This is a genomic window from Vibrio coralliirubri (genome assembly GCF_024347375.1).
GTDB classification, from domain to species: Bacteria; Pseudomonadota; Gammaproteobacteria; order Enterobacterales; family Vibrionaceae; genus Vibrio; species Vibrio coralliirubri.
Map to the genome: position 1 here is coordinate 2,033,145 of NZ_AP025471.1, position 21,152 is coordinate 2,054,296.

The 21,152-nt window shown below is 45.5% G+C and carries 17 protein-coding genes; 12 read left to right on the forward strand and 5 right to left on the reverse strand.

What is annotated here, in order from left to right:
• Positions 1 to 68: 68 nt before the first annotated feature.
• Positions 69 to 1,787: a cobaltochelatase CobT-related protein gene (locus OCV20_RS25735; protein WP_086773601.1), complete on the reverse strand. Its 1,719-nt coding sequence runs from the start codon at positions 1,785 to 1,787 to the stop codon at positions 69 to 71.
• A 2-nt stretch (positions 1,788 to 1,789) separates the two neighbouring features.
• Positions 1,790 to 2,773: an AAA family ATPase gene (locus OCV20_RS25740; RefSeq protein WP_202910120.1), complete on the reverse strand. Its 984-nt coding sequence runs from the start codon at positions 2,771 to 2,773 to the stop codon at positions 1,790 to 1,792.
• 262 nt (positions 2,774 to 3,035) lie between these two features.
• Between OCV20_RS25740 and xsc the strand changes: the two genes are divergently transcribed.
• The 10 genes from xsc (at position 3,036) to OCV20_RS25790 (ending at position 15,321) form a co-directional block, all read left to right on the forward strand.
• Entirely contained in the window at positions 3,036 to 4,847 is a 1,812-nt protein-coding gene (gene xsc / locus OCV20_RS25745) for a sulfoacetaldehyde acetyltransferase (protein WP_017057935.1), read from the forward strand.
• 398 nt (positions 4,848 to 5,245) lie between these two features.
• On the forward strand, positions 5,246 to 6,061 hold the full coding sequence (locus OCV20_RS25750) for an FRG domain-containing protein (RefSeq protein ID WP_086773602.1): 816 nt from the start codon (positions 5,246 to 5,248) through the stop codon (positions 6,059 to 6,061).
• A gap of 265 nt (positions 6,062 to 6,326) precedes the next feature.
• Positions 6,327 to 6,764 carry a nuclear transport factor 2 family protein gene (locus OCV20_RS25755; protein ID WP_050643310.1) on the forward strand — a complete coding sequence of 146 codons (438 nt, stop codon included), beginning with the start codon at positions 6,327 to 6,329 and terminating at the stop codon, positions 6,762 to 6,764.
• Between the two features lie 48 nt (positions 6,765 to 6,812).
• Entirely contained in the window at positions 6,813 to 8,279 is a 1,467-nt protein-coding gene (locus OCV20_RS25760; protein WP_086773603.1) for an NAD(P)/FAD-dependent oxidoreductase, read from the forward strand.
• A 120-nt stretch (positions 8,280 to 8,399) separates the two neighbouring features.
• Complete coding sequence (locus OCV20_RS25765; protein ID WP_050620488.1) at positions 8,400 to 9,401, forward strand: TRAP transporter substrate-binding protein; 1,002 nt, start codon at positions 8,400 to 8,402, stop codon at positions 9,399 to 9,401.
• A 164-nt stretch (positions 9,402 to 9,565) separates the two neighbouring features.
• A complete protein-coding gene (locus OCV20_RS25770) occupies positions 9,566 to 10,108 on the forward strand; it encodes a TRAP transporter small permease (RefSeq protein WP_017097758.1) in 543 nt (180 codons plus the stop codon).
• 37 nt (positions 10,109 to 10,145) lie between these two features.
• A complete protein-coding gene (locus tag OCV20_RS25775) occupies positions 10,146 to 11,486 on the forward strand; it encodes a TRAP transporter large permease (RefSeq protein ID WP_017064290.1) in 1,341 nt (446 codons plus the stop codon).
• An 11-nt stretch (positions 11,487 to 11,497) separates the two neighbouring features.
• Positions 11,498 to 12,418 carry a cache domain-containing protein gene (locus OCV20_RS25780; RefSeq protein WP_086773604.1) on the forward strand — a complete coding sequence of 307 codons (921 nt, stop codon included), beginning with the start codon at positions 11,498 to 11,500 and terminating at the stop codon, positions 12,416 to 12,418.
• Positions 12,419 to 12,654: 236 nt separating this feature from the next.
• Positions 12,655 to 13,227, forward strand: coding sequence for an aldolase/citrate lyase/malate synthase family protein (locus tag OCV20_RS25785; protein WP_017064292.1), 573 nt, complete (start codon positions 12,655 to 12,657; stop codon positions 13,225 to 13,227).
• Positions 13,228 to 13,713: 486 nt separating this feature from the next.
• Positions 13,714 to 15,321: a BCCT family transporter gene (locus OCV20_RS25790; RefSeq protein ID WP_048610685.1), complete on the forward strand. Its 1,608-nt coding sequence runs from the start codon at positions 13,714 to 13,716 to the stop codon at positions 15,319 to 15,321.
• Between the two features lie 209 nt (positions 15,322 to 15,530).
• On the opposite strand, the gene OCV20_RS25795 is transcribed toward OCV20_RS25790, so the two are convergent.
• Positions 15,531 to 16,457: a M14 family metallopeptidase gene (locus OCV20_RS25795; protein WP_086773605.1), complete on the reverse strand. Its 927-nt coding sequence runs from the start codon at positions 16,455 to 16,457 to the stop codon at positions 15,531 to 15,533.
• A gap of 174 nt (positions 16,458 to 16,631) precedes the next feature.
• Between OCV20_RS25795 and OCV20_RS25800 the strand changes: the two genes are divergently transcribed.
• Positions 16,632 to 17,537, forward strand: a complete 906-nt coding sequence (locus OCV20_RS25800; RefSeq protein ID WP_086773606.1) for a DUF808 domain-containing protein — start codon at positions 16,632 to 16,634, stop codon at positions 17,535 to 17,537.
• A 154-nt stretch (positions 17,538 to 17,691) separates the two neighbouring features.
• Here the strand turns inward: OCV20_RS25800 and pyrC are convergent, their stop codons facing one another.
• A complete protein-coding gene (gene pyrC, locus OCV20_RS25805) occupies positions 17,692 to 18,720 on the reverse strand; it encodes a dihydroorotase (RefSeq protein WP_086773607.1) in 1,029 nt (342 codons plus the stop codon).
• A gap of 192 nt (positions 18,721 to 18,912) precedes the next feature.
• Positions 18,913 to 19,071: a YqaE/Pmp3 family membrane protein gene (locus OCV20_RS25810; protein ID WP_008215717.1), complete on the reverse strand. Its 159-nt coding sequence runs from the start codon at positions 19,069 to 19,071 to the stop codon at positions 18,913 to 18,915.
• A gap of 218 nt (positions 19,072 to 19,289) precedes the next feature.
• On the opposite strand from OCV20_RS25810, the gene OCV20_RS25815 reads away from it, so the two are divergent.
• Positions 19,290 to 21,146: a hybrid-cluster NAD(P)-dependent oxidoreductase gene (locus OCV20_RS25815; protein ID WP_086773608.1), complete on the forward strand. Its 1,857-nt coding sequence runs from the start codon at positions 19,290 to 19,292 to the stop codon at positions 21,144 to 21,146.
• The last annotated feature ends 6 nt before the right edge of the window (positions 21,147 to 21,152 follow it).

Consider the following 21,152-nt stretch of genomic DNA (forward strand, 5'->3'; position numbering starts at 1 on the left):
AAGTCACCTTTGAAGGAGGAGGGCTTGATTCTCGTTTAATGCTTGATGAAACTCTCCTCACTGACATATCAGCGCTTTAGCATCTCAAAGATGCTCCTAGATAGCCCAAACAAGCAGCTCTCTTGTACGTCCAAGGTAATGTTGTTGCGGTAATATGGGCTCAAATCCACTCCCATTCCCACACCATGAATCTCAATACCGTTTTTGGTCGACTCACGTTCAATAACTTGTTTGAGGTGGTTGTCCAAATAGAACTGATCGTTGGCGGTGCTGGTTGCGGTATCCATTGGGCAGCCGTCTGAGAACACAATCAAAACCTTTCTCTGGGCGGTGTGCTGCTGCAATCGATGACTAGCGAGCTGAACCGCTTCGCCATCAATCCCTTCTTTAAAGATGTCGGCTTTACGAAGACTCGCAATGCCAAGGCGAGAGCGTCTCCAATGCGTATCAAAATCCTTGAATACAATATGACGAACTTCGTTTAAGCGGCCCGGGTGCTTTGGTTGGCCTTGTTTAAGCCACTGCCGATAGACCTTGCCACCGTTCCAGTTATTGGTAGTAAAGCCAATGATCTCGAAAGGGATGTTGGCCAGTCCAACAGATTTGAGAATGGTATCCATCAACAAACTTAACTTGTGACTGTGCTTTTGCATTGAGCCTGAGCAGTCCATCAAAAATGTGATGGCACATTGATGAGATGTACCGATGTCAGGCTGATAAAAGACAGTTAGATCCAATGGCGATGTGACGAGCTTGGTGATGGTAGTGGCGTTAACAATGCCTTCTTCTAAATGGTCCTGACGTCGGTTCCTCTGTGGTGTGGCAACAAAGCTAGTAAGCATAGCGGCTAAACGGCGAGTGTTTACTTGTCTCGCCATGATGTCATCGGTGAGCTTTTGTCTCAGTTCGAGTAATAGGGCGCGCCTGACGAGTTTGTCTGCGGCGATGACTTGATCAAACTCCGAATTAAAGACCTGATAATTGGCGCCCGACAGTTCAAACACCTTACTACTGCCCGTGATGTCGGTATCGACGTCTTGATCTTGAATGTCACCATCAACAATCAAGGCAAGCTGCGCAAGGATCTTGATGTCTTCTTCAACGGTTGGTGTGGGCGAGCTATCACTTTCTTGTTCCTGGATGATTAACTCTTGTGCAAGGGCTGCTAACTCATTGGCGCAGTGAGCAAACTGCTGTTGGTCGGTTCTATGTTGCTTCAAGAGCTTCAGGCTATGCCCAAAAGTAGGCACGATGCCGGCGCGAGTCGATTCAATGGTCTCAGCGATAGGCTCAGACACCGGAACGCCAGTTAAGCGGGTGTGGATCACTTGCATCAGTGTAAACAGCAACATGCCTATTCGTGATTCGGTAAAGCCATTTTGATGATATTGGTCGCTCCAATACGCAAAGTTAAATTGGATACTGGTGGTCACGCCTTTTAGATAAGACGGGACTTGAGATTCAATTCGGACCTGTTCGCAGAAGTCGTAAAGCAGACGTTCGACTTCGTTTTTCGGTCGTAATGAATAGTGAAGACCAGCATTTGAAAGTAATAGTCGCAGTGCCGATGAATCGATCTTACCTTGCATCGATAGCTTGTTTTTTTTCAGCTCATGACGAGATACAAAGGTGAGATCGTTGGTGTGAGCAGACTGGTAATAACAGGGGCTATTGCCCTTATAGAGTCGTTCTCCCCGATAGTTCAGATCGAGTTCACCACTGATTGCTCTGGCGACAGACACACCAATATCGAGGATCTTTTTCTGCTGAGAAGAAATATTGGCCATGGTTACGACTCCGAGTACGAATAATTTTGAGTATGCGCTTCCAAGGCTTCACCAAAGCAACGGAAATAGTATTCGCTAACCAGTTCTTTCTCTTCGTCTTCGCAGCGATTTAAGAATGAAAGCCTAAATGCCGTCGCTACATCGTCGAATATTTGGATGTTTTCAGCCCAAGTGAGCACTGTTCGCGGAGACATCACAGTCGAAAGGTCGCCAGCCCGAAACCCGTTACGCGTTAATCCTGCGGTCGCGATCATTTTCTCTACTAACTGCTGGCCACTTTCATTATTCAGCTCTGGAAGTTTGGATAACACAATCTTGGTTTCATGTTGTGGGTCTAAATAGTTGAGCGTAACGATGATGTTCCATCTATCTAACTGACTGTGGTTAAGCACTTGAGTACCCGAATACAAACCTGAAAAGTTACCCAAGCCAAGCGTGTTGCAGGTAGCAAACAGGCGGAAAGAAGGGTGAGGCGTGATCACTCGGTTTTGTTCTAAAGAGGTGTATTTTCCGTCTTGCTCTAATAGCTGCTGAATCACAAACATCACATCAGGGCGACCAGCGTCGTACTCATCTAATACCAGCGCGATGGGCTGTTGAATGCTTTGTGGAAGAATGCCTTCTTTAAACTCTGTCACCTGCATTCCATCTTTAATGACGATGCTGTCCTTTCCTATGAAATCCAATCGGCTTAAGTGCCCGTCTAAGTTGATCCTCAAACACGGCCAGTTCAATCTCGCGGCAATTTGTTCAATGTGAGAAGACTTGCCCGTCCCGTGCGTACCTTGTATCAACGTGCGACGATTGGAAGTGAACCCCGCCAATATGGCCAGCGTCACTTCAGGATCAAAACAGTAGTTAGGATCGATTTTTGGCACATACTCTCCCGCATGTTCAAACGCCATCACCGTTAGGTTGCTGTCTATGCCAAAGCACTCTCTCACACTTACCTGTCGCGTTGGTATCAATTCCGACTCTTTCATCATTCTTCCCTCTATATAACCCATTATTTGTCGATGCTATTGCGCTATGTCGTCGATTATTAACAGCTCAACCTAAGTTAACGGCACTTTTTGTACGAAAAACTACCAATAATGTGATCCAGTTTTATTAATTAGAATGAATTGTTCCAATTTAATATAAAAAGTTGACGCGCAAAAATTCTACTACTAAGGTGAAATTGAATCCGAAAAAGAGACAATTCATTCCGAAAAATGAAATTTTGGTTAACTCAAGGAGAATGGAAGAATGAGCGAGCAAGAAAAACGTACGGTTGTTTCCGGCACAGTAACAATGACACCATCAGAAGCGTTCGTTGAAACTATGGTTGCTAATGATGTTACCGACATGTTCGGCATCATGGGGTCAGCATTTATGGACGCAATGGATATCTTTGCTCCTGCTGGCATTCGATTGGTCCCAGTAGTACACGAGCAAGGCGCTGCCCACATGGCAGATGGTTACTCTCGTGTATCGGGTCGCCACGGTGTAGTTATCGGGCAGAATGGCCCAGGTATCAGTAACTGTGTGACTGCGATTGCAGCGGCGTTCTGGGCACATAGCCCGGTCGTAATTGTGACGCCTGAGACAGGTACAAAAACAATGGGCTTAGGTGGTTTCCAAGAGTGTAACCAGCTTCCAATGTTCCAAGAGTTTACTAAGTATCAAGGACACGTAACGCACCCAGACCGTATGGCGGAATATACAGGTCGATGCTTTGACCGCGCAATGAGCGAAATGGGTCCGACTCAACTGAATATTCCACGTGACTATTTCTACGGTGAAACTCAAACCGAGATCCCTAAACCAGCGCGTTTAGACCGTGGCCCGGGTGGTGAGAAGTCTCTGAATGAAGCGGCAGACCTAATTGCTGAAGCGAAATTCCCAGTCATCATCTCTGGTGGTGGCGTGGTAATGGCAGATGCCGTTCAAGAGTGTGCAGCGTTGGCAGAAAGACTGGGCGCACCCGTTGTGAACAGCTACCTGCACAATGACTCGTTCCCTGCTAGTCACCCATTATGGTGTGGTCCTTTAGGCTACCAAGGTTCGAAAGCAGCAATGAAGTTGATGGCTCAAGCGGATGTGGTTATCGCTTTGGGTACACGTCTTGGTCCATTTGGTACCTTGCCTCAACATGGCATGGACTACTGGCCGAAGAACGCGAAAATCATTCAGATTGATGCAGACAACAAGATGCTTGGTCTGGTTAAGAAGATTTCGGTTGGTATCTGTGGTGATGCAAAAGCAGCCGCGGTTGCTCTATCTGAAAGATTGGAAGGCCGTGCATTGTTGTGTGATGACAACAAAGGCGCTCGCCAAGACACCGTCGCAACAGAGAAAGCACTTTGGGAAAAAGAGCTTGATGAGTGGACACACGAACGTGACTCTTTCAGCTTGGATATGATTGAAGAAAACTCTCACGAGACTCCGTTCTCTGGTGGTGAATACCTACACCCGCGCCAAGTATTGCGTGAGCTAGAAAAAGCGATGCCAGAAGACGTAATGGTCTCAACCGATATCGGTAACATCAACTCAGTGGCAAACAGCTACTTACGCTTTGAAAAACCACGTAGCTTCTTTGCTGCAATGAGTTTTGGTAACTGTGGTTACGCGTTCCCGACCATCATTGGTGCGAAAGCCGCGGCACCTCATCGCCCAGCTATCTCTTATGCAGGCGACGGTGCGTGGGGCATGAGCCTGATGGAAACCATGACATGTGTTCGTCATAACATTCCAGTGACAGCCGTGGTATTCCACAACCGTCAATGGGGTGCAGAGAAGAAGAACCAAGTCGATTTCTACAACCGACGCTTTGTTGCCGGTGAGCTAGATAACCAAAGCTTTGCTGAAATCGCTCGAGCAATGGGGGCTGAAGGTATCACGGTTGATAAGCTAGAAGATGTAGGTCCAACCTTGCAAAAAGCCATCGACATGCAGATGAACGAAGGCAAAACAACCATCATTGAAATCATGTGTACTCAGGAATTGGGCGACCCGTTCCGCCGAGATGCGCTATCAACACCGGTTCGTTTCCTAGATAAATACAAAGATTACGTATAAGCCATAGGAAGTTTGTCCGGCCACGGTATTTTCGAGAGTGTTAACGAAAGTGCAATCGAGAATGTGGTCGGGCAATATTAACGGGTATTGGCAATGTACTTAAGTGAATATCGGCACCAGTATTTCAATAATTCTTAGTCAAACGTTAGAACATGAATTAAATGACTGTTGTACATATAAGTGGTTTTAGTTATATAAACTTTGTCGTTCCTTATTAATCGACCCTTAGCTAATTGCTCCTTAGTTAATGTTTTTATAACTGCTAGTTATTGATGAGGATATATGGTCATTGATAAAGATATATACCTATTACCATTTAAAAATCATTCGTAACGATACTGATTAACCATAATTGTTAATTTTTGATTGCAATGAATTTAAATTAAGCGACCTATTACATGCATGCTGTGAACAATAAACGTTATATAAGCTCACTCGAAGAGCTGTATGAAATAATCGATTCACTTATCACGGGGTGTCGTGGAGAGCGTGGTTTAATTTATAACGTGTGTGATTATGACAACCGTAATCTGATGCCAAGCTTAGGCCGGTCAAATCGTAAAAACATTCGCCGAGTCGAACAAGAGTTGCTTTCAACCGTGAGAGTTTACGGTGGGCATTCACTGAGTTCACACGAGATAAACGATTGGTTATTGATGTGCTTAGCCAAGAAGCAGGGGTTTCCAACCCGGTTACTTGAATGGACAGATAGCCTGATTAATGCGTTGTGGTCTGTGTGCCATAGCCAAAGTAAAGACTGCATCAATATTGTTAAAGCGATTAATTATCATAGGGTTAGTGTTTTTAACTCACCCTATGAACTTGAAAGAACTCAGATCTTTAAAGTAGCCGACTGCGATAAGCAGGAGCAACGAACGGATAAGTGGTATTCCATTCATCCATTTAAGGACGGCAGTAATGATGCCATTCAGCCTTTGTACGATGAGAAAGAATATTCAAACGGTCTAGTATCCGTTCATATTCTTCCGTCAGCGAAAGTAAACCTGATAAAGGAGTTAATATCCATGAATGTTTTAAATGAACCGACTGATTATATCGAAGAGAAGCTAACCGATATAAAAAATGAAGCCCATGTAGATAACAATCAAGTTATTAATAAAGGTGAGGGTAATATTGAATTGCAAGTGAATACCCATAACCGTAAACTTGAGCAGTATGGCCGAAAGTACCATCAAGATTTTGACTTCGACTAAAGGCTAATATCTATATCAATTTAAATTAGTTTTAGACTTAACGTAGTTGTTTTTCTGGTAAATAAAATTAGAACACTAATTAGTTTATAAAAAGATGAAATCTGTGAGCTTAGAGATTGTTTATAAAGCAACTCGAAGTTAGAGTGGCGAAGCTTGTTATCAAGTTGTTAAATCTCCACAGATCTAGTTTAAACACTCTAATAAAAAAGTGGCGCAAAGCCACTGAAATTTAAACCAATAACGAAAACATAAAGGATTCTGGAATATGAATATGCAAACCAATGCAGCGACATTCGTGCTGGAAAACCAAGTCGACACCGCCTTTTTACAGTCTTTCAGTGATGCGTGGAATAACCACGACATCGAAGCACTGATGTCGTTTATGACTGAAGACTGTGTCTTCCACACCGTGGCAGGAGAAGGCTTGCTTGGAAATACTATTGAAGGGTACGAAGCCGTTCGCAATAGCTTTGAATTGGTTTGGCAGAACTTTCCAGATGCAGCTTGGAGCGACCCTGTCCATTTTGTGTGTGGTGACCGTGCGGTGAGTGAATCGACGTTCTCTGCGACTAACCCTGATGGCAGCATCATCGAAGCTCGCATGGTCGACGTGTTTACCCTGAAAGATGGAAAAATCAGCGTAAAAAATGCCTTCCGTAAAACACGACCTCTTTTGACTCCCAACAATACTCCCAAGAGCTAGACACGAAACCACAACCCGTTCACGTGTTATGACTAGGAGAGTCGAATTATGAGTTTAGTAATGGAACAACCGGCAGCCGATGCGCCGCCAAAGGTGAAAAGCACCCAAGCAAAAGAAAGTACCCAAGCAAGAGATAAATACGATCCAAAATACGATCCACTTAAAGACAAGAGCCCAGGTCACGGTAAGGAATACGCACCAACGTACTGGGTAGATACGGCAGGCGCGCCACCTGAAGATGATGGTCCAATTACATCGGATATGGATGTTGATGTGGCGATAATCGGTTCAGGTTACACAGGCCTAAGTACCGCGATACACCTTGCTGAAATGTACGGCATTAAAGCGACTGTGATTGAAGCTAACCGTATGAGTTGGGGTTGCAGTACCCGAAATGGTGGTCAGGCTCAGTGTGCGTCAGGACGCTTAAAACGCTCTCAGTGGATTGAACGCTGGGGACTAGAAACTGCGCTGAAAATGCACCGCGAATGCGTCGATGGCATGAACACCTTTAAGTCTCTAATCAAAGACATTGATTGTGACCCACAACCGGGCGGCCACTTATATGTCGCTCACCGTCCAAAAGTGATGGCAACACTTGAGAAAGAAGCCAAGTTGCTGCGTGACACGTTCGATTACGATGCGCAGATCTTAGATGCGGAAACCGTAAAGCGAGATTACGTTGGTGACCAAGAAGCGGCAGGCGCAATGCATGAGCCAGAAGGGATTGGTATTCATGCAGGGAAACTGGCGTTTGGCTATCTGAGAAAGGCGAGAGCACTCGGTGTAAAAGTGCATCCAGCAAGCCCTGTAATGGGGTGGGAAACACGTAACGGTGTGCACTACTTGAAAACGCCCGGCGGCGTTGTGAAGGCACGTTCTGTTGGGGTTTGTACCGGTGGATACACTAGCCAAGGTTTGCATTCAGAGCTTAAGAATCGCTTGTTGCCGGTACTTTCTAATTCGATGGTGACACGTCCGCTAACTCAAGACGAAATTGCCGCGTGTAACTTCAAAACCAATCAGGTGATTACAGATACCCGAATCCTACGTCATTACTACCGTCTGTTACCGGATAACCGAGTACAGATTGGGACGCGCAGTGCCATCAGTGGCAAGAACGCACCTGAAAGGAAATACGAAGACATGTTGAGAGCGGATTTAACTCGAAAATTCCCGTCTCTCGATCAAATCAAAATCGACTACTCATGGTGGGGCTGGGTGGATGTTAGCCACGACATGATGCCGAGAATCTATCAGCCGAATCCCAAGCAATCCATCTTCTACGCGCTGGGCTATGGCGGTAATGGCGTGATGTATTCCGCTCAAGCAGGTAAGCGCCTCGCTCAGTGGATCGCAGGTGAAGGCCACAAGTTGGACTTGCCAATATTTGAATCAAAACTTCCGTTCCCCAACGTGAGGGAAGTGGTGGAATCAGAGATGTTTGCACCGTTTCGCAGAATGGGGCAGCGGTTCCTTTATCAGTGGTATTCGTTAAAGGATGAAAAGCTGTAATCGCGACTCGAACATTGTTTCCAAAATAGGGAAATAGAACTACGACCAGGAAAGTTGTACCAGGTCACCTTGTGAGCAAAGTACAGGCAGGAAGTCTGTACGATAGGAAAGGTTAAGACTATGAAATTTATTAAAAATAAAATTATTGCTGGTGTCACCATTGTAGCAACAGCGGTGCTATCTCATACCGCAGCAGCAGCGAATTTTAAAATGGCTATCGGCGATGCTGCTGGTGGTACGCAGTGGGAATTGGCGACATCGTTTTCTGAACTGATGGAGCAAAAAACAGACGGAAAAGTGAAAATCGATCTGTTCCCGAATGGTCAATTAGGCAATGAGCAAGACACCGTCAACGATGCGGCAATCGGCTTACTCGACTTCTCTGTACTGGCGATCAACAACGTAACCCCTTTCTCTCCAACTGTTGGTCTACTGACCATGCCTTACGTGATTCAAAGCGCAGAAGAAGCGGTTCTACTGACTCAAGGCCAAGTCGGCCAAGACCTCGTCGATAACACGATTCGTGATGCTGGTGTTCGTATCGTAGGTTGGGCTTATTCTGGCTTTAGGGTTTTGACTAACTCGAAAAAGCCAGTCGCTTCGCCAGAAGATCTTAAAGGGCTGGTGATTCGTGTTCCTCGTAACGAAATCATGATTGCTTCTTACCAAGCATGGGGGGTAAACCCAACGCCAATGGCATGGTCTGAGACTTTTACTGGTCTGCAACAAGGCGTGGTTGACGGTCAAGATAACCCTTACATCACTGTGCATGCGATGAAGTTCAATGAAGTACAAAAGTACGTGACCAACATTCGCTACATCTTCTCGCTTGAGCCTCTCATCGTCAGTGAAACGGTCTTCCAACAACAGACTCCAGAGATGCAAAAGATCATTCTTGAAGCGGGTCAGGAAGCGACAGAGCACAGCTTTGCTTATCTAGAAAATACTGAAAACAAAATCCGTGAAGAACTACAAGCGAAAGGCATGGTATTCACCGACCCAGCAGATAACGAGCAAGAGTGGATCAGCAAGGTGACTAAGTCAGTTTGGCCTAAGTTCTACTCAAGCATTGGGGGCAAAGACAAGCTAGACGACGTTCTTGAGTTACTAGGTAGAAAGTAACGATTAGATTCGCCCTATCTGCTGTTCTCCGCTACTTAATCACCTAGCGATAGAACAGTGAGATAGGGCATTTACATGGCTTTACTCGTTGATCTGTTCTGTACCTGATCTTTTTAGGACCGTGAGCGACTGGTTGTCATGTGGAAATCAACATTGGAGGTTATATGTCAGTCGCTAAAACAATAAAAAAGCACCTAAACAACATTGAGGAATATACCTGTTGTCTGCTGCTCGCAAGCTTTGTCCTATTGCTGTTCACACAAATCATTACTCGTCAGTTCTTTGATTACTCCATACCTTGGGGTGATGAAGTGGCCACTTACATGTTCGTTTGGTTTGCTTACTTGGGAGCTGTTGTAGCGGCCAAAATGTCGGCTCATAACCGAGTGAGCTTTCACTTCAAATTCTTTCCGCCAATCGTGCAAACCGTTAGCGAAACCATTGCTGACTTCTTATGGCTCTGCTTCAACGGTTACTTTGTTTACCTCAGTTACGACTTCGTGTTTAACAAAATGAACCTGTTTTGGAAATCTCAAACCACAGGCATCCCGATGAAGTATTTCTACATGATTTTACCTATCGCGTTTTCCCTAATGATGATTCGAATTATCTGGAACAACTACGAGCGTTTATTCAAAGGCGCAACCAACGAAGATCCAGAAGTCAAAGAGCTGCGAAAAATGACGGCACAAAAGTCAGCGCAGTAGTCATCACAGAGAATAGTCGTAATAGAGAGATGTAATAATGGAATCCTATTTAACTCTAATTTTATTTGGTGGCTTCTTAACCCTGTTAATTCTGGGTGCACCAATCACAGTATCACTGGCCGGCGCTTCAATGGCGGCCTATATGTTGCTCGACAAAAATCCCATCGCTTTAGTACAAATTGCGTTTACTTCGGTGGGTAACTTCCCATTAATGGCGCTGCCAGCCTTTGTTCTTGCTGGCGCGTTAATGGAGGCGGCGGGGATCTCCAAACGTTTGGTGGATATCGCCGAAAGCTTAGCTGGGCCGGTAACGGGTGGCCTTGGCGCGGCTACGGTTATGGCGTGTCTTTTCTTTGGCGCTATCTCGGGTTCTGGCCCTGCAACAACCGCAGCGGTAGGCATGCTAATGGTGCCCGCGATGGTTAAGCGTGACTACGATAAGAGCTACGCATCGGCAGTAACGGCCGCCTCCGGTGGCTTGGGCATCATCATTCCGCCATCCATACCTTTGGTTATTTTCGGCATTTCTGCGATGGGATTAATGGCACCGCCAGAAGCCATTGCTCAGCATGGGCAGTTTGCTTCTTTGTCTATTCCAAAGCTGTTTGTTGCTGGGGTTGTGCCGGGTTTCATTATGGCGTCGACGCTAGTGGTCACTAACTATTTCATAGCTAAGCGTGAAGGCTATAAAGGGCTTACCGAAACATGGTCGTTTGGTGATGTAAGGCATTACCTGCGTCGCGGTTTATGGTCGATATTAGCGCCATTTCTGATTCTTGGTGGTATCTACAGTGGCATGTTCACACCAACAGAGTCTGCGGTCGTAGCTATCTTTTACTCTCTGTTCGTGGGTGTGTTTATTCACCGAGAATTGTCGTTCAAAAGCGTGATGAAATCTTTGTCGACCACCACATGGATCACCGGACGCGTATTGTTAATCCTCTTTGCTGCCACTGTGTTCGGACGCCTGTTGATAGAACAAAAAATCCCAGTTGTTGTGGCGGAATCGCTACTTAGTTTTACCGACAACATGTACATGGTGTGGGCACTAACGATTACCTTGCTGCTGTTCATCGGCATGTTCATGGAAACCTTGGCGGCAATCATGATCATTGTGCCAGTGCTACTGCCAATCATGTACATGTTGGGCGCCGATCCTACCCATGTTGGTATCGTGGTGGTGTGTACGCTCTCGATAGGTTTTGCCACACCACCGCTCGGTGAAAATATCTTTGTCGCCTCGGGGATCGGTGGCTCTACGGTCGAGCAGATCACCGCGAAGATCCATCCCTTTGTACTTGCATCTGTCGTAGGCGTTTTCGTTATTGCTTTCTTCCCACAAATCACGCTTTGGCTACCGTCCTTAGTCGGCTATTAGGAGACACAACGATGAATCTATCCAGAATAATCCTTATTGGCTGCGCCTTGTTTGCTGTGATCAGCGGCATTGGATTGCGTGCCGAGCATTCAGAAGTCGAGAAAGAGATTAAGCCAGTCAATGTGCTCGATATCTCTGAGCCACATGTGGTCAGTGACGCTGAAAGGAGAGCCAAAACCTTGTTGGCGAAAGCGGTGGTGCACGTTCAAAAAGAAGGTGACGACAGCGTGAAAGACTTCATGAGTGATGCCGAATATATAGACGGTGAGCTCTATGTGTTTGCTCTTGGTATTGATGGCCAATTCCTTGCTAGTGGCGGCTCTTCTATGGTGCTGGTGGGCGACAGCGTTTTGGATACCCAAGACGTTTACGGCAATCCTTTTTTCCGTGAAATGATCACCAAAGCGGTACACAACGGTTTTGGTCTGGTGAAGTACCACTGGACCAATCCTACTGATCGAATGGGCGAACCTAAAACCACCTTCTTCGAGCGTGTGGGCGATGTAATCGTGGCGGTGGGGTATTACCCAGAACGTTCCAGTGCTGCAGAAGCTAAGCGATTATTGGCGAGAGCCATGACCGCAATAGTAGAGTCTGAGCAAGACAGCATTACTGAGTTTAATGATACCGAAGGCCGCTTTGTCGAAGGGGACTTGTATGTGTTTGTGATGGATATGAGCTCTGGAAAACTGCTCGCGCATGGCGTGTCTCCTGAACTTGTTGGGCGTTCACACAACGAAATTCTAAGTCCTGACGATAAGCCGATTCTCACTGAGATGTTAAACCTAGCCAAAGAAAATGGCCGTGGCGTTTACACCTATCGATGGTTAAACCCGCTGTCGAGCAAAGTGGAAACTAAGCACACTTACTATCGAGTTATCGACAATAAGTTGGTTGGGGTGGGTTATTACACAAATTCAAACAACACGTAAACGCGTTTCTACGGAACCCTCAACCCAGTTAAATAAAGGGCTGGGGGCTCAAAATGTCGGTTTGTGTAAAAAAGCAATTTAGTAAAATTCACACTGTGTAATTTTTGTTGTGAAATTGTTTCAAAAATAACAGTAGTATGAAAAACATGGAAACCACACAGTAAAAAACAATTTTGAAAAGGGTCTATTGGGATGTTTGACCTAAATGAAATTTAAAGCCGTACGAGGGATAGACTATGAATATGCTGACACTAGACAAAACAGAACTTCACAGAAACCATTCAACATTTATTGCTGAAGCTGTCTTTGCCGTCGAAATGGTGAAAGCAGACAAGCAACTCGAAAAACAAAAAATGGCGAAACAGTTGCTTGATACTCTATTTCCTCTAGAGACGGGTTCACATGAAGATGTAGTGAGCTACGAGATCGATTACCGACATGTTCAGGTTTACTTCAAAAATGGTGAACATACTGGACTGAAACGCGCTAAACACTTTGTGGCTTACACAGGTGATAAATCTAAGCCTTCAGCAATCCTATTCCGTGATGAAAGCGGTACACACGTTGAAGTGACAATCGGCGCTCGTAAAGGCACTGGCCGCCTAGAGTTGGTTGATATTCAAGATATCCAATTAGAGACGTGCACCACGTTTGGTCAAACTGAGGCGAGCCGCTCTTCAGGTATTCGTCACTGGGTGAGCTTAGTAAAAGGCGATGAAAGTGGCCGCCCGAATGCATCAAGTGAAGACAAAGAGTTCACGGCGAAAAATGGTGAAGACTATAACCTCGGTTTTTGCTTCGCAATCTAACGAACTATCTTTGAAATGTGCAGTGCTGATCTGTGAGACGCAGCACTGACATTTGAGCACTGATTTCTCTTTTACCTTTGGTAACTTTCCCCGCCCCTATAGCGGGGCTTTTTTATTAGAGCTATAAGTAAATTGGGTGATTATTAAAATTATCTGCAAAAAGTTTGGATGTGATTTTACGGTGCGTCATTTTAATTTAAATTGTTGTATTTGAAGGTTTTTATTCTTTTATTTTATTCTGTTTTTATTGGGTTAACTATCACTATCAACGGTAGCTTGGGTGACTATTGAGCTAAAACTCAGTCAAAATGCTTTGAGCTGTGCTATAATGTGCGCCTTGGGATTGAGCCAGTAAGTCCATTTATCACTAACTATTGTGATTTTTATTGCCTTTTATTTAGGCGGTTCGGCGAGCCAATCAAGTAGTAATTGGATACGGAGAGCGTCCTTATATTCGTTGATTCGGATATGCGAACATCATAATTTATGAGTTTTAAATCAAAAAAATACAGTATTGATTCTACTGACTATCAAGTTGGTCAAGATAACGTCAGTAAATGGGGCATGGATGTCCATAACACAGTCTTCGTAGCCTCAGTAGGCTTATCTCTTCTCTTCATCATCACTCTTCTTGCTCTTCCTCCTGCAGATGCCAAAGCTGCGATTGATTCTATCAAGGGTGCTGTTTTATCAAAGTTTGACTTCCTCTTTATGTGGGGAGCCAACATCATGTTAGTTTTTGCCGTTATTCTTGCATTCTCACCTTTGGGTAAAGTTCGCTTAGGTGGCGAAGACGCGACTGCGGACTATTCAATGTCATCTTGGATTGCGATGTTATTCGCAGCAGGTATGGGTATTGGACTTATTTTCTGGGGTGTTGCAGAGCCAACCGCGTTCTTCTCGAACTGGTTCGGAACGCCACTCGATGCAGAACCTTTCACAGCAGCTGGCCGTGAACTGGCACTTGGTGCGACCGTATTCCACTGGGGCTTCCATGCTTGGGCTATCTATGGCATGACGGCACTTTGCCTTGCGTATTTTGTTTACAACAAAGGCTTACCGCTATCAATGCGTTCTGTGTTCTACCCAATTTTGGGTGAGCGAGTATGGGGCAAAACGGGTGATGTGATCGATGTACTAACGGTACTGGTTACTCTGTTTGGTCTTGCGACTTCACTAGGCTTAGGTGGTACACAAGCAGCAAGTGGTATCAGCCACGTGTTTGGCTTGGATAACAACATCTTTCTTCAGCAATCTATCATCGTTCTGATCATGGGCTTAGCGATCATCTCTGTACTACGTGGTATGGACGGTGGTGTTAAATTCCTAAGTAACCTGAACATGGTTATTGCGTTTGTATTCCTTGGTCTGATCGCTGTTCTGAACTTCACAACTGTGCTTGATTCTGTCGCGACTGCTGTGACGGGTTATGCGAAAAACATCATTGCATTGAGCCAAAGCTCTGGCCGTGAAGACACAACATGGCTGCATGGCTGGACAGTGTTCTACTGGGCATGGTGGGTTGCGTATGCACCATTCTTCGGTATGTTCGTAGCGCGTATTTCTAAGGGCCGTACGGTTCGCGAATTCCTACTTTGCGTACTGATTATCCCAACACTGGTAACGTCTGCTTGGATGTCTATCTTTGGTGGCGTGGCTATCGAGCAAGTGATCAGTCATGTGGGGCAACTTGGCCTCGACCAAGGCATCACAGACGTGTCTCTAAGCTTGTTCTACATGCTAGACGCTTACCCGTTTGGTAGCATTCTATCAGTTATCGCTGTAGCACTGATCATCGTGTTCTTCGTTACAACCCTAGACTCGGGTTCTATCGTTATCGATGGCATGACGGCGGGCGGTAAGCTTGAAGTTCCTGTTAAACAGAAAGTGGTTTGGGCGGTTATCTCAGGTGCTATCGCAATGGTGATGTTGTGGATTGGTGGTACTCAATCTATCCAAGCACTGCAATCGATCACAATCATTGCTGCACTGCCGTTTACGATCATTCTTCTGATTGGTTGTTTCAGCTTGTTGAAAGGCCTACTGACTGAAGTAGACAAAGGACAAACAAGCGTTAGTGAAACAGCAAAATAAAGTCACTAAGCCGCTGAGTAAGTCATTAGCTAATTAACGACTTATTCCAGAGGAAGCGTTATTTCAAAGCTCTCTTGCACCATGTGTAAGGGAGCTTTTTTATGCTTGAGAAGAAATGACAGGTAAGAGAAAGAGACAAAAAAAGAGCCACAAGCGAATCGTCACTTGTGGCTCTTTTTTAGTTTTAGGGCTTAGTTCTAGGTACTAGCTTACGCGTTTAATTCGTGTTGAATTACGTAATCCAAAGCACCGACTACCGCAGCAACTTGAGCGTCATTACACTCTTCGTCGGTCACTTTGTCGCTGTCTGGGTAAACCTCTGTGGTTGTACCGTACTTACAATCAGTCACACCGCCACATAACCCAAGCTTCTTCATTGGGTAGTTAATCACACCATGTTGGGTAACTTCAGAACCAATGATCTTGCCGTCTACATCTGCTGGCGCAATATGCGTTACTTTTTCAACTGAAGCAATTACCGCCGCTTGGAATTCCGGCTGTGGATTTTCTGTATCGCCAACCGTGTAGAAACCGTCTGGGATCATACCTTCGATGTACTCAATGCCATCACGCGCTGCGAGTGCTGGTCGGAATTCTGTTTCGTCAGAATCCGTCGTTTCATGTAGGTCAACGTGAACTAAGACTTCTGGTAAAGAAGCGACTAATGCACGTAGGCTTGCTGATTCTTCTGCTGGCGTACCGTCGTAGAAAGAGCGGTTTGGATCGACAGCATTTGGGTTCCAACGGTTGATCACTTCATAACCCCAAGGGCTCACACAAGGCGCAACAACAATGTTGAAGTGCGCTGAGTATTGTTCTGCTTGAGTTGCGGCGAACTTGATCGCGCCATGCACACCACTGGTTTCGTAACCGTGAACACCACCTGTTACAAGGATCGTTGGTTTTGATGCGTCCCAGTTTTTGCTTTTGATTGCAAAAAGCGGGAAGCGAGCTTCATCGTAGCTCAGTGCGCCGTATTGCTCGATGTCAAAGCGGTCTGCCAATGCTTGGATTTTTGGCACGACTTCTTGCTGGTATTCACGCTTAACGGTTCTTTGAGCTAACCATGCTTGACGTTCTGCTTCTTGCCATTTTTGTCCTGGCTCACCAATTGGGTAGGAGTATTCACTTTTCATCTATACTTCTTCTTTTATGTTCGCGAAAGATGAAGACAGACTAGTCCTGTCTAGCAGAGACGGCAATAGAAAACACAACTTGTGACTCTATTTTTTACAGACTCATAACTTTGATGAGTGGATTGATGGTGTTACATTTTATCAATTGTTTAATCCCTTAAAAGAGACCATAAAATGGCTGGAGCAAGTTTATTAACGCTACTGGATGACATTGTAACCGTGTTGGATGATGTCGCACTGATGCCTAAGGTCGCAGCGAAAAAAACCGCTGGTGTGTTGGGGGATGATTTAGCGCTGAACGCTCAGCAGGTATCCGGTGTTTCTGCTGAACGAGAAATCCCAGTGGTATGGGCGGTTGCCAAAGGCTCATTTAAAAACAAGCTGATTTTGGTTCCCGCGGCATTATTGATCAGTGCCTTTATTCCTTGGCTGATCATGCCTTTGCTTTTAATTGGTGGTCTGTTTCTTTGTTTTGAAGGTGCCGAGAAAATCTTAGAGAAGCTCTTTCCTCATGCTCATCAAGAGGCTGAAAAGGGAGAGGACACAAGTACTGGTGAATCCATAGAGGAATATGAGAAGAGAAAGGTCGCAGGCGCGATTCGTACCGATTTCATATTATCCGCGGAAATCATCGTGATAGCGCTGGGCACCGTGACAGGTACAAGTATCCTTACTCAGATTCTTGTTGTGAGTTTGATTGCGATTGTGATGACGATTGGTGTTTATGGTTTAGTAGCGGGGATCGTTAAGTTGGATGATTTAGGTTTCTATCTGCAACGAACATCGAATGGCAGTGCTATTAAAACCCAATTGGGTAATGGGCTAGTCGCGTTTGCGCCCAAGTTAATGAAGACGCTTGCTGTGGTCGGCACCGCGGCGATGTTTTTGGTTGGCGGCGGCATTGTGGTGCACAATGTTCCTGCGATTCATCACTTAATTGAGCCGATTATTATGGATTTTCGTGGACATACGATAGCGACGGCGGTTGTTCCAACTCTACTGAACGGTGTTATTGGTGTCTTAGCTGGACTGATCGTCGTTGCTGTTTGGACTGTGATTGGAAAAATTCGCGGTAAGTAATCGGCGCATTATTGATTTTAATAAAACCCTCTTTCCACGAAACGAAAAAGGGGCACCATAATCATTATGATGCCCCTTTTAATCTAATGGGTCGTGTTTAATTAACACCACGCTCTTATTTTTCAATATGAGCGCTTATTTACCGACTAAGCGTTTATTTTACAGACCAAGCAATCGTCTCGCCGCCACGGATTGGCACAACGATGTCTGAACCGAAAGGCATCGTCTCAGCAACGTTCCACTCTTCTTTAACAAGAGTGATGGTGTCCGTGTTACGTGGAATACCGTAGAAGTCAGGGCCGTTGTGGCTTGCGAACGCTTCTAGGTTCTCAATCTTACCTTCTAAGTCGAACACTTCTGCGTACAGTTCAACGGCAGCGTGCGCTGTGTAAGAACCCGCACAACCACATGCTGACTCTTTTGCACCTTTTGCGTGTGGTGCAGAGTCTGTACCCAAGAAGAACTTCTTGCTGCCGTTCGTTGCAGCTTCGATAAGCGCTAATTGGTGAGTGTTGCGCTTCAGAATTGGAAGGCAGTAGAAGTGTGGCTTAATGCCGCCAACCAACATGTGGTTGCGGTTGTAAAGTAGGTGGTGAGCGGTGATGGTTGCCGCTACGTTGTCATTCGCGTTCTTAACGAAGTTTGCTGCATCAGCGGTTGTGATGTGCTCAAGAACAATCTTTAGGTTAGGGAAGTCGTTCACAATCGGTGCTAGCACTGTGTCTAGGAACTGCTTCTCGCGGTCGAAGATATCAACATCGTGAGTGGTAACTTCACCATGAACCAGTAGCAACATATCCACTTCTTGCATTGCTTCTAACACGTGGTAAATCTTTTGTGCTGACGTTACACCTGAATCAGAGTTAGTCGTCGCGCCTGCTGGGTAAAGCTTTGCTGCCACTACTGCACCAGACTCTTTCGCTTTGCGAATTTCTTCAGGTGTTGTGTTGTCTGTTAGGTAAAGTGCCATTAGAGGCTGGAATTGCTCGCTTGGCTGCTCTGCCATGATGCGCTCACGGTAAGCTAAAGCCATTTCGGTATCGGTTACCGGTGGGATGGTGTTTGGCATGATTAACGCTCGACCATTGTAGCGGCTGATATCGCGCACTGTATCTTTTAATACTTCGCCATCGCGTAGATGAACGTGCCAGTCGTCAGGACGAGTAATCGTAAGTTGTGTCATTGAAGGCTCCCACCATTTGAAGTGTTATGTAGTTGGAGCCTAAACTCGGCGAAATCTGTGAAAGCAATCGCTTACGTTTAGGCGACAGGATGATAGTGGAAAAGCACTTTGATTTCATCCTATTTTTAACTCTTCAGGGCTAGGAGCTTGTTTTTATGGGTTTTTAATTCGGTATTTATTTTTAGATACGGGTTAGCGAGTCGCTACCCAGAGTCCGTGAATCATTCCTGGAACCCAGAAGAAGAAGGTCAGGACGATGTTAATCAGCAGATCTTTACCTGCACCACGAGCGAAGAACACACCAACAGGCGGAAGCAGTACACATAAAATGATAATGACGAGTTTGTTCATGATAAATCCTTTTTATTCAATGAAAGTTCAATGCGGTAACCGTGTTCACATTATAGAACGTATGGAGAGTGTTAATGCATTGCTGTCTTAATGTATACAAGGCAGTGATTTAAACATCTCAAGATATTAGCTTAGTATCAAGTGTTTAATGCCTGCCAGTTTATCTATTTATAACCATTTGTTAGCATTGGGACAAACAACAAAACATTGGAATCGTTATGTCGCAGTCACCTATAGATCGAAAGGCTTCAGAGCAAGCTCCTTCCTTATCTCAAATCAACGTGTTTCCGGTTAAATCAGTAGGTGGGATTGCACTCTCTTCTGCTTGGGTCGAAAAACAGGGTCTTACCTTCGACAGACGTTTTATGTTGGCGTTGGCTGACGGCTCAATGGTGACAGCGCGTAAGTACCCTAAAATGGTCAAGGTGTCTTCAAGCTTGCAGCCAGACGGTTTGATTTTTACTTACGAAGGTAAAGAGCCGCTGCGCCTCAAGTATGCAAACTTTAAGATGCAAGAAGCGCCTGCAACAGTGTGGAAAGACAGCTTCACAGCGTATACCACCAACGACGAGGCGGATGATTGGTTCAGCGATGTGCTTGGTGTTCGCGTAGAACTGCTATTCTGTGGTGAGCAATCCAATCGTGTTCGAGAAAAGCTTGGTCAGAATGTCAGTTTCGCCGATGGCTATCCAATGTTGGTGATCAGCCAAGCCTCTCTCGATGAGCTCAACCGCCGCAGCCCTGAAGTCCATTCAATGGATCAGTTCCGCACTAACTTTGTTGTTTCAAATACAGAAGCCTTTGCCGAAGACGGTTGGAAGCGTATCCGAATTGGTGAAGTTGAATTCGAAGCGGTGAAGCCTTGTGAGCGCTGTATCCTAACGACAGTTGATGTTGAGAGCGGCGAATTCAGAGCGACAAAAGAGCCTCTTAATACCTTCTCTACATTCAGAGCCAACGAGCGCGGTGGCGTTTTCTTTGGCCAAAACCTTGTGGCTAAAAATGAAGGCTTAGTCAAAGCCGGTGATGTTGTTGAAGTATTAGAAACTAAAGAAAAAGAGCACTACGAAGATACATGGGTAGAATCGCTACACTTAACTTGCGTTGAGCGTGAAGAGATCGCTCGCGACTTTACGACGTTCTGGCTAGAGCCAGCGAAAGAGAACCATTCATTACCAAGCTATCAGCCAGGGCAACATCTACCGATTGAGATGGTGATTGATGGCGAAAAAGTGTCTCGTCGTTACACGTTATCTTCGAGCCCATCACGCGCAGGGCGTTTAGCGATTTCAGTGAAGCGAGTGGACGATGGTCAAATCTCAAACTGGCTCAATGATCACTTCCAAGTCGGTGATACGCTTGTTGCTCAAAATCCAGATGGCGCTTTCTATTTAGAACAAAACCCTAAGCACCCACTGCTGCTTTTGTCTGCGGGTAGCGGTATTACGCCAATGTTGTCGATGCTTCGTTATTTGGCCGACCATGGTCAGATTGATGATGTGGTTTTCTATCACCAATGTAGTAGCGAAGAAGATATCCCTTATCAAGCAGAGATCGATCAAATTGCCAATGAACATCCGGGCTTACAGGTGATTTACTCACTAAGCCAACCAACGAAAGAGTGGGATGGTTTATCAGGCCGTTTGAGCGTGTCTCATATCGCCAAAATCGAAGAGTTGCACAAGCGTCAAGCATTCGTATGTGGTCCTGACGGCTTTATGGATCATGCCAAGAAACTACTGATTCAAATGGGGCTTAACCCTCAACATTATCATCAAGAAGCGTTTGGTGTTGCTCAGTCTACGGAAGAGGCGGTGAAGCAGCTGCAGTTAAGTGTGAACGGCTACCTGTTTGAAGGTAATAATCAATCAACCCTGCTAGAGCAAGCGGAGTCGGCCGGTGTGTCTATAGCTTCAAGTTGTCGTGCTGGTTTCTGTGGCGCTTGTAAAGTGACCCTTGAGTCAGGGCAAGTTCACCAACCGGATGTGCCTGCATTGCAAGAATATGAACGTAATATGGGTCAGATACTGGCGTGTTGCAGTGTGCCTCAAACCGATATCGAAGTTGTTGATTAACTAGTT

Coding starts and splice junctions, on each gene's coding strand:
- OCV20_RS25735 (WP_086773601.1), bottom strand. CDS start 1,787: ATGGCCAATATTTCTTCTCAGCAGAAAAAGATCCTCGATATTGGTGTG.
- OCV20_RS25740 (WP_202910120.1), bottom strand. CDS start 2,773: ATGATGAAAGAGTCGGAATTGATACCAACGCGACAGGTAAGTGTGAGA.
- xsc (WP_017057935.1), top strand. CDS start 3,036: ATGAGCGAGCAAGAAAAACGTACGGTTGTTTCCGGCACAGTAACAATG.
- OCV20_RS25750 (WP_086773602.1), top strand. CDS start 5,246: ATGCATGCTGTGAACAATAAACGTTATATAAGCTCACTCGAAGAGCTG.
- OCV20_RS25755 (WP_050643310.1), top strand. CDS start 6,327: ATGAATATGCAAACCAATGCAGCGACATTCGTGCTGGAAAACCAAGTC.
- OCV20_RS25760 (WP_086773603.1), top strand. CDS start 6,813: ATGAGTTTAGTAATGGAACAACCGGCAGCCGATGCGCCGCCAAAGGTG.
- OCV20_RS25765 (WP_050620488.1), top strand. CDS start 8,400: ATGAAATTTATTAAAAATAAAATTATTGCTGGTGTCACCATTGTAGCA.
- OCV20_RS25770 (WP_017097758.1), top strand. CDS start 9,566: ATGTCAGTCGCTAAAACAATAAAAAAGCACCTAAACAACATTGAGGAA.
- OCV20_RS25775 (WP_017064290.1), top strand. CDS start 10,146: ATGGAATCCTATTTAACTCTAATTTTATTTGGTGGCTTCTTAACCCTG.
- OCV20_RS25780 (WP_086773604.1), top strand. CDS start 11,498: ATGAATCTATCCAGAATAATCCTTATTGGCTGCGCCTTGTTTGCTGTG.
- OCV20_RS25785 (WP_017064292.1), top strand. CDS start 12,655: ATGAATATGCTGACACTAGACAAAACAGAACTTCACAGAAACCATTCA.
- OCV20_RS25790 (WP_048610685.1), top strand. CDS start 13,714: ATGAGTTTTAAATCAAAAAAATACAGTATTGATTCTACTGACTATCAA.
- OCV20_RS25795 (WP_086773605.1), bottom strand. CDS start 16,457: ATGAAAAGTGAATACTCCTACCCAATTGGTGAGCCAGGACAAAAATGG.
- OCV20_RS25800 (WP_086773606.1), top strand. CDS start 16,632: ATGGCTGGAGCAAGTTTATTAACGCTACTGGATGACATTGTAACCGTG.
- pyrC (WP_086773607.1), bottom strand. CDS start 18,720: ATGACACAACTTACGATTACTCGTCCTGACGACTGGCACGTTCATCTA.
- OCV20_RS25810 (WP_008215717.1), bottom strand. CDS start 19,071: ATGAACAAACTCGTCATTATCATTTTATGTGTACTGCTTCCGCCTGTT.
- OCV20_RS25815 (WP_086773608.1), top strand. CDS start 19,290: ATGTCGCAGTCACCTATAGATCGAAAGGCTTCAGAGCAAGCTCCTTCC.